The organism is Nocardia cerradoensis NBRC 101014, assembly GCF_000308535.1.
In the GTDB taxonomy this organism is placed as follows: Bacteria; Actinomycetota; Actinomycetes; order Mycobacteriales; family Mycobacteriaceae; genus Nocardia; species Nocardia cerradoensis.
This window is the reverse complement of sequence record NZ_BAFW01000140.1, coordinates 20224-27033: the sequence shown is the minus strand read 5'-3', so window position 1 is coordinate 27033 and position 6810 is coordinate 20224. Positions and strand designations below refer to the sequence as shown.

Below are 6810 nucleotides of genomic sequence, written 5' to 3'. Positions count from 1 at the left end.
CCGCGCGCGCCGCCGCCGATCAGGCCGCCCGGGACCGCGCCGCCGAACTCGCCGAGGGCAAGCGGCCGCACACCCAGCTGGACAACGCGCCGGCGCCGCGCCGGTCGATGTCGACCCCCAGCCGGCCCAGCGGCAGCCGCTCCGAACTGATCGAGACCGTCGTCGACCGCGCGATGTCGCAACTCGGCGTCACCTACGCCTGGGGCGGCGGCGACGAGGACGGGCCCACCAAGGGCATCCACGACGGCGGTGTGGCCGATTCCTACGGCGACTACAACAAGGTGGGCTTCGACTGCTCGGGCCTGATGATCTACGCCTTCGCCGGTGTCGGCATCTCCCTGCCGCACTACAGCGGCTATCAGTACACGATGGGCACCCGGGTCAAGGTCGCCCAGCGCGAGCGCGGCGACATGCTGTTCTGGGGGTCCAACGGCAGCGAGCACGTCGCGCTGTACCTGGGCGACGGCAAGATGATCGAGGCGCCCGAATCCGGTGACGTCGTGAAGATTTCGCCGGTGCGCGAGGGCGGCATCATGCCGTACGCGATTCGCCTGATCACCTGACGCACCTCCGAATGATCTTGGCTACCATGCGAATCGGCACATATCGTGCCGGTCCGTTCGGCACGAGCCGAGAGTTCGGCAGTAGTTGGGGTATTGATGAGGCAGATCCTGTTCTCGGCGGCGATCGCACTCGCGGTCTCGATCACCGTGACGCCGTTGCTGATCAGGTTGTTCGCACGCCGGAATCTCGGCCAGCAGATCCGCGTCGAGGGACCACAGAGTCATCAGGCCAAACGAGGCACGCCCACCATGGGTGGCATCGCCATCGTGGCCGGGTTGTGGGCCGGTTATCTGGGCTCGCACCTGATCGGCCTGCGCTACGACGCCGACGGCCCGTCCGCGTCCGGGCTGCTGGTGCTCGGCCTGGCCACCGCGCTGGGCTTCGTCGGCTTCCTCGACGATTTCATCAAGATCCGCAAGCATCGCAACCTGGGCCTGACCGCGACGGGCAAGTACATCGGGCAGATCGGCTCGGCCGTGATCTTCGGAATCCTGGCGCTGCGCTTTCCCGGCAGCACGGGGCTGACCCCGGCCAGCCGGCAGGTGTCGTACGTGCGCGACTGGCCCACGGTGGCCTTTCCGCTGGTGGTCTTCCTACTGGCGGTGTGCTTCGTGGTGGTCGCCTGGTCCAACGCCGTGAACATCACCGACGGTCTGGACGGCCTGGCCGCGGGATCGATGGGTTTCGCGCTGGGCGCCTACGTCATCGTCACCTTCTGGCAGTACACCAATTCCTGTGCCGCCCACGCGCTTCCGGGCTGCTACAGCGTGCGTGACCCGCTCGACCTGGCCGTGGTGTGCGCGGCCGGTGGCGCCGCCTGCATCGGATTCCTGTGGTGGAATGCCAATCCGGCCAAGATCTTCATGGGCGATACCGGGTCGCTGGCCCTGGGCGGACTGCTGGCCGGAATCTCGATCACCACCCGCACCGAATTGCTGATGGTGGTCGTGGGCGCGTTGTTCTTCGCCGAAATCCTGTCCGTGGCGTTGCAGATCGCGGTTTTCCGCACCACCCGCAACCGGTTGTTCAAGATGGCGCCGTTCCATCACCATTTCGAACTCGGCGGCTGGCCCGAAACCACGGTGATCATCAGATTCTGGCTGCTCGCGGGCATCGCGGCCGCGGTCGGATTGGCCCTGTTCTACGCCGAATATCTGGCCGCGGTGGGCTGATCCCGCCGCGGCCACCCGCCGCGACACGGCAATTCGGAATCGGCGCATTCCGGACACCGTCGAGTGCCTTCCGAGCCGCCCGGGAGGCCTGGCCCGCGACATTGTGCGAGCCCAGTTGCGGCAATCTTGCTCGATACCTGGAATAGTTGGGGCGGCACGCATGGAGACCGAAGCGAAAGCGGGGAGTTTGGTGACTTCGACGGACGATGTGAGCGCTGGGAGTGCGGTGAAGCAGGCGGAGGCCGCCTCGGGCACTTTGGAGCGTGACGTCGCGACCCTGGAGAAGGCGATCTACGAAGTCAAACGGGTCATCGTCGGTCAGGACCGGTTGGTCGAGCGGCTGCTCGTCGGCGTTCTGGCTCGCGGGCACGTGCTGCTCGAGGGTGTGCCCGGTATCGCCAAGACGCTGGCGGTGGAGACCTTCGCGAAGGTGGTCGGCGGCAGCTTCTCGCGCGTGCAGTTCACCCCCGACCTGGTGCCCACCGACCTGATCGGTACCCGCATCTACCGGCAGGGCCGCGAGGAATTCGATACCGAACTCGGTCCGGTCGTCGCCAACTTCGTCCTCGCCGACGAGATCAACCGCGCGCCCGCGAAGGTGCAGTCGGCACTGCTCGAGGTCATGGCCGAGCGGCACGTGTCGATCGGCGGCAAGACCTACCCCATGCCCGATCCGTTCCTGGTCATGGCGACCCAGAACCCGATCGAGAGCGAGGGTGTGTACCCGCTGCCCGAGGCGCAGCGCGACCGCTTCCTGTTCAAGGTCGTCGTCGACTATCCGACGGTCGAGGAGGAGCGCGAGATCATCTACCGGATGGGTGTGACCCCGCCGGAGCCCAAGCGGATCCTCGAGCCGGCCGAACTGATCCGGCTGCAGAAACTGGCCGCCAACACCTTCGTCCACCACGCGCTGGTCGACTACGTCGTGCGCGTCATCGCCGCGACCCGCAAGCCGGCCGAATTCGGGCTGGACGACGTCGCGGGCTGGATCGCCTACGGCGCCTCGCCGCGTGCCAGCCTGGGCATCATCGCCGCCGCCCGTGCGGTCGCGCTGATCCGCGGCCGCGATTACGTGGTGCCGCAGGACGTCGTCGAGGTCGTTCCGGATGTGCTGCGCCACCGTCTCGTGCTGTCCTACGACGCGCTCGCCGACGAGGTGAGCCCCGACGACGTGATCCGCCGGGTGCTGCAGACGGTCGGCCTGCCGCAGGTCGCCACCCAGGCCAACGCACCCGCCCAGGGCGGTCCCGCGCCGATGCCGGCTCCGGGCCCGCAGGCTGCCGCGCCGCAGCCCGTCGCCCCGCATCCGGCCGGTCAGCCGCAGAACGGTCAGGGCGCCGGGCAGCCGCAGCGCCAGTGAGCGGGGCATCGGATTCGGTTGCGCCAGTGACGAACTCAGCTCACGTCCCCGCCCATCCCGACAGCGCCCCGCCGTCGTTCCGGTCCGGAGATCTGCGCGATCCGCGATTGTCGGCGGCGCTGAAAACTCTGGAGTTGACGGTGCGCCGCCGCCTCGACGGCGTCCTGCACGGCGATCATCTCGGCCTGATCCCCGGCCCCGGGTCCGAACCCGGGGACGCGCGGATGTATCAGCCGGGTGACGATGTGCGCCAGATGGATTGGTCGGTCACCGCCCGCACCACCCATCCGCACGTGCGCCAGATGATCGCCGATCGGGAACTCGAGACCTGGCTGGTGGTCGACCTGTCGGCCAGTCTGGACTTCGGCACCGCGCTGTGCCAGAAGCGCGATCTGGTGGTCGCGGCGGCTGCCGCGGTGACGCATCTGACCAGCGGCGGCGGTAACCGGATCGGCGCGGTCGTCGCCAACGGTGAACGGCTGTACCGGATTCCGGCCCGTACCGGCCGGGTGCACGCCCAGTCGCTGCTGCGCAGTATCGCGACCACCCCCCATGCGAGCGACGGCGTGCGCGGCGATCTGCGCGGCGCCATCGAATCGCTGCGCCGGCCGCAACGCAAACGCGGTCTGGCCGTTGTCATTTCGGACTTCCTCGGCGAGATCGACTGGCAGCGTTCGCTGCGCGCGATCTCCGGCCGTCACGATCTGCTCGGTGTGGAGATCCTCGATCCGCTGGATCTGGATCTGCCCGATGTCGGTGACGTGGTGCTCCACGACCCCGAAACCGGCCGCACCCGCGAATTCAGCGTCACTCCCACCCTGCGCGCCGATTTCGGCCGTGCTGCCCAGCAGCATCGCGAACAGGTCGAGGCGGCGTTGCGCAGTTGCGGCGCGCCGGTGATGACGCTGCGCACCGATCGTGACTGGATCGCCGACGTGGTCCGTTTCGTGTCCACTCGGCGCCACACCTTCGGCGCCCCGACCGGGCGGGTGCCCCGACAGTGAGTATTTCGCATTTCACGTCCGCGATCTGGCTGGCATTCCTGATCGTCGTCGCCGCGATCGCGCTGCTCTACGTGCTGGTCCAGCGGCGGCGCAAACGTCACATGCTGCGCTTCTCCAATATGGAGACCCTCGAGCAGGTGGCGCCCAAGCGGCCCAGCGCCTGGCGGCACGCGCCGGTGGCGCTGATGCTGGTGGGCCTGGCGTTGCTGACGGTGGCCGCGGCGGGCCCGCAGGCGGCGAAGAAGGTGCCGCGCAACCGGGCCACGGTCATGCTGGTGATCGACGTCTCGCTGTCGATGGAAGCCACCGACGTACCGCCCTCGCGCATCCAGGTCGCCAAGAAGGCCGCCACCGACTTCGTCGACGGGCTCACCCCCGGGATCAACCTGGGCCTGGTGACCTTCGCCGGCACCGCGTCGGTCCAGGTGTCGCCGACCACCAACCGCGAGGCGATGAAGGCCGCCATCCAGAACATGAAGCTGGCCGAGCGCACGGCCACCGGTGAGGGCATCTACAGCGCGCTGCAGGCCATCGACACGCTCGCCTCGGTCCTCGGCGGGGCGCAGACACCGCCCCCGGCGCGGATCGTGCTGATGTCCGACGGCAAGCAGACCGTGCCCGACGACAAGGACGTCGACAATCCCCGGCACGGCTTCGTCGCGGCGCGGGTCGCCAAGCAGAAGAGCATCCCGGTGTCGACCATCTCCTTCGGCACCACCTGGGGTTCGGTCGAGATTCCGGATCAGGACGGCAAAGGCTCGCAGCGCGTCCGGGTTCCGGTCGACGACGACTCCTTGCGCGAGATCGCCAAGATCTCCGGCGGCGACTTCTACACCGCTTCCACACTGGAAGAACTCAGCGCCGTCTACGACACCCTGGACAAGCAGATCGGCTACGAGATGCAGATGGGTGATGCCAGCCGGCCGTGGCTGCTCCTGGGTCTGCTGCTGACCGCCGCGGGTGTGGTGAGCGGTTTGGTCTATCGTCAACGCCTGCCATAACGGGTACCGCGCAACCCGGCCACGACAGTCGAACTCGAACAGATAGGTTGACATTCATGTCGAACTTCACTTCCCGATCGGTCCTGGTGACCGGTGGCAACCGCGGTATCGGTCTCGCGGTGGCCCAGCGGCTGGCCGCCGACGGGCACAAGGTTGCCGTCACCCATCGTGGATCGGGCGCGCCGGAAGGTCTTCTGGGCGTGAAATGCGATGTGACGGACGCGGATTCGATCGATGCGGCCTTCAGCGAGATCGAGGCCAAGCAGGGCCCGGTCGAGGTGCTGGTGGCCAACGCCGGCATCGTCGACAACACCCTGCTCATGCGGATGAGCGAGGAGCAGTTCACCCGCGTCATCGACGCCAACCTCACCGGCGCCTGGCGCTGCGCCAAGCGCGCCAACCGGGCGATGCTGCGGGCCCGCTTCGGCCGCATCATCTTCCTCGGCTCGGTCGTGGGGCAGATGGGTGGCCCCGGCCAGGTGAACTACGCGGCGGCCAAGGCCGGTCTGGTCGGCATGGCCCGCGCGATCACCCGCGAGATCGGCTCACGCAACATCACCGCCAACGTGGTGGCGCCCGGCTTCATCGACACCGATATGACCCGGGAGGAGATGACCGAGGACATGCGGGAGATGGCGCTGAAGGTCATTCCCGCGGGCCGCATCGGCCAGACCGAAGAGGTCGCCGCGGCGATCAGCTTCCTGGCCTCCGACGACGCGTCCTACATCACCGGTGCGATCCTGCCGGTCGACGGCGGCATGGGCATGGGCCACTGAGCAAGCGGTCGCCGACCCACCTGCTCCCGAGCCCCGCCGACTTCCATCCGAGTTTCCCGAGGAGAATTCACCACCCATGAGCGGAATCCTGGACGGTAAAACCGTCCTGATCACCGGCATCATCACCGATTCGTCGATCGCCTTCCACGCCGCCAAGGTGGCGCAGGAGCAGGGCGCGAAGGTGATCATCACCGGTATCCCCGAGCGGCTGCGCCTGATCGACCGCATCGCCAAGCGCCTGCCGCAGGAGATCGCGCCCGCCATCGGCCTCGACGTCACCAACGAGGACGACCTCGCCGGTCTCGCCGACAAGGTGCGCGAACTCGCGCCCGAGGGCATCGACGGCGTGCTGCACTCCATCGCCTTCGCCCCGCGCACTCTGATGGGCCCCGACGCGCTGCCGTTCCTCGACGGCCCGGGCGCCGACGCCGCCAAGGCCTTCGAGATCTCCGCGTGGAGCTACGCCTCGCTGGCGCGCGCGGTGCTGCCCGCGATGAACGAGGGTGGCTCGATCGTGGGCATGGACTTCGATCCGCGCACCGCGATGCCGTTCTACAACTGGATGGGTGTGGCCAAGGCCGCGCTGGAGTCGGTGAACCGCTATGTGGCGCGAGAGGTGGGCGAGGCCAAGCGGGTTCGTTCCAACCTGATCGCCGCGGGCCCGATCAAGACCCTCGCCGCGAAGGCGATCGCCGGGACGGCCACCGACGACGCCAAGCAGCTGAACATGCTCAACACCTACTGGGACGGCGCCTCGCCGATCGGCTGGGACGTCGACGACCCGACCGTGGTCGCCAAGTCGATCGTCGCGCTGCTGTCGGACTGGCTGCCCGGCACCACCGGTTCGATCATCTACGTCGACGGCGGCGCCAGCCACAACACCTGGTTCCCGGAGAACTGGTCGGCCAACTGAGAGCCTGGAGGTAATCAGCC

7 protein-coding genes are annotated in these 6810 nt (G+C 68.1%); all 7 read left to right on the top strand.

Annotated elements, in window-relative coordinates; genetic code table 11:
- Positions 1-563, top strand: a 563-nt coding sequence (locus ON23_RS14710) for an NlpC/P60 family protein (protein ID WP_039778823.1), incomplete at its 5' end; no start/stop codon positions are given.
- Between the two features lie 96 nt (positions 564-659).
- Positions 660-1736 carry a phospho-N-acetylmuramoyl-pentapeptide-transferase gene (mraY, locus tag ON23_RS14705; protein WP_036502335.1) on the top strand — a complete coding sequence of 359 codons (1077 nt, stop codon included), beginning with the start codon at positions 660-662 and terminating at the stop codon, positions 1734-1736.
- A 190-nt stretch (positions 1737-1926) separates the two neighbouring features.
- Positions 1927-3096 carry a chaperone MoxR1 gene (moxR1, locus tag ON23_RS14700; RefSeq protein WP_051042698.1) on the top strand — a complete coding sequence of 390 codons (1170 nt, stop codon included), beginning with the start codon at positions 1927-1929 and terminating at the stop codon, positions 3094-3096.
- 26 nt (positions 3097-3122) lie between these two features.
- A complete protein-coding gene (locus ON23_RS14695) occupies positions 3123-4100 on the top strand; it encodes a DUF58 domain-containing protein (RefSeq protein ID WP_039778820.1) in 978 nt (325 codons plus the stop codon).
- On the top strand, positions 4097-5101 hold the full coding sequence (locus tag ON23_RS14690) for a VWA domain-containing protein (RefSeq protein ID WP_039778819.1): 1005 nt from the start codon (positions 4097-4099) through the stop codon (positions 5099-5101). Before ON23_RS14695 ends, ON23_RS14690 begins: the two co-directional genes overlap by 4 nt.
- Positions 5102-5157: 56 nt before the next feature.
- Positions 5158-5877, top strand: coding sequence for a 3-oxoacyl-ACP reductase FabG1 (gene fabG1, locus ON23_RS14685; protein ID WP_039778818.1), 720 nt, complete (start codon positions 5158-5160; stop codon positions 5875-5877).
- A gap of 76 nt (positions 5878-5953) precedes the next feature.
- Positions 5954-6790, top strand: coding sequence for an NADH-dependent enoyl-ACP reductase InhA (gene inhA / locus ON23_RS14680; protein ID WP_039778817.1), 837 nt, complete (start codon positions 5954-5956; stop codon positions 6788-6790).
- Positions 6791-6810 lie beyond the last annotated feature (20 nt).